Genomic DNA, 1,615 nt, shown 5'->3' with positions numbered 1-1,615 from the left:
TATGATATATATAATGGTGAGTCTATAACTAATGATATTAGAAATAATGATAATGATAGTAGCAAAGAAGGACTGAGATATTTATTTCAGAAACAAAGTGAAATTTGAAAGGAGCTTAAGTGCAATTATCAGTTAAATATGGATAAAACCTATATCTATAAAGGTTTTCACCATATGTACAAAAAAATGAACCATGGGATAAACATCAATACGTAAAACAAGAAATGGTGGTAGTATATAACTATGGATACTAAATAAGGTTTTATATATATGCTATAGCAGAGGATGCTTTAAGATCTTAGGAAGAGCTTATTATGTTTTTAGATGATTGGCTTAAACCAAATCGTGTAAACTACTCATTAAATCATTTAACAAAAATATTTAAAGAGGAGCTAGTTAATAATTAATATTATAACAATACATGAAATCTTTTAATAAATCTTAGTGGTTCAGATATAAAAGTCTGGGCCGTTTTTTTTATTTCCCTAGAAAGGAGGTTACCTGCATGGTAAATGACGAAGTCAATAATAAGGCTATAAATATTGAGATTAAGGTTGCAGAGTATTCAGCAAAAGCAATCTTTAAGGCAATTAAAAAGATTATGGAAGATGCAGCTGAAAAAAGCCAACCACTTGCTGACTATCTTAGTGAGAAAAGGAAGACTAATTCAAGGAGACTTAAGGATATGGTTAAAAAAGGTCAGCTTGAAAATATTGAACTACAAAAAGGTGAAGTCAAGGAACTTAAAAAACAACTTAACCGATATGGAGTAAGGTTTTCTGTAATGAAGAATAAGGAGGCAGGACTATACTCTGTATTCTTCCAGGCAAAAGATACTAAGGCTATGGATCTAGCCTTTAAAAAAGCTATAGAAAGATATGAAAAGAAAGAAAATAAGAGAAATTCAACAAGGGATATTTTAAATAAGTTTAAGGTGAAAGTGAAAAATACAGTAGTTAAAGACAAGGTGAAAGAAAAACACCAGCAACAAGAAAGATAAGGAGAGAGGCATTTAAGAGAAATTTTAGATGTCTTTTTTTATTGAGATGAGGTGAAGTGAATGGATTTTGATTATTTCTATGGGAGAGACGCTGAAAGCTTTAGGTTTATCCGCTTACCTATAGTTCTTATTGAAGATGAAACGTTTAAAAGCCTATCAATAGATGCTAAGGTGCTTTATTCCATGTATCTGTCAAGGAGTACCTTATCTTATAAGAATAACTGGGTAGATGAAAATGGAAGGGTTTATATCTACTTTACTGTTGAGGAAACAGCCGCACAACTTGCTTGTGGTATTAAAAAGGCAGTAAAACTTATTAAAGATCTTGAGAAGATTGGTCTTATTACAAAAAAGAGGGCAGGCCAGGGTAATCCTACTAAAATTTATGTCAAAGATTTTATGAGTATTTTTAGAAATGAAGAGCTTAGATCAATCAAAAGGGAAAATCAAGACTTGTCAAAAGGACAAGTCAAGAATGGTGATTTTGATAATTCAAGAGTGGCAAAAAAGGAAAGTCTAGACTTATCAAAAAGACAACCTAACTATATAGAGAATAATAAGATTGATAATAGTTATATTGATTTTAGTGAGAAGGATAAAAAAGGAACCTTCTTA

2 protein-coding genes are annotated in these 1,615 nt (G+C 30.7%); both read left to right on the top strand.

Going from position 1 to position 1,615, the window contains the following annotated elements; translation table 11 throughout:
- The first annotated feature begins 505 nt into the window (after positions 1 to 505).
- Complete coding sequence (locus C3E89_RS04430; RefSeq protein ID WP_025642388.1) at positions 506 to 1,000, top strand: PcfB family protein; 495 nt, start codon at positions 506 to 508, stop codon at positions 998 to 1,000.
- A 60-nt stretch (positions 1,001 to 1,060) separates the two neighbouring features.
- The coding region (locus tag C3E89_RS04425; RefSeq protein ID WP_236911277.1) for a replication initiator protein A at positions 1,061 to 1,615 on the top strand (555 nt) is incomplete at its 3' end.

The sequence above is a fragment of the Clostridium sp. Cult1 genome, assembly GCF_021655095.1.
Lineage (GTDB): Bacteria > Bacillota > Clostridia > Tissierellales > Tepidimicrobiaceae > Schnuerera.
This window is presented reverse-complemented; position numbering and strand designations above follow the sequence as displayed.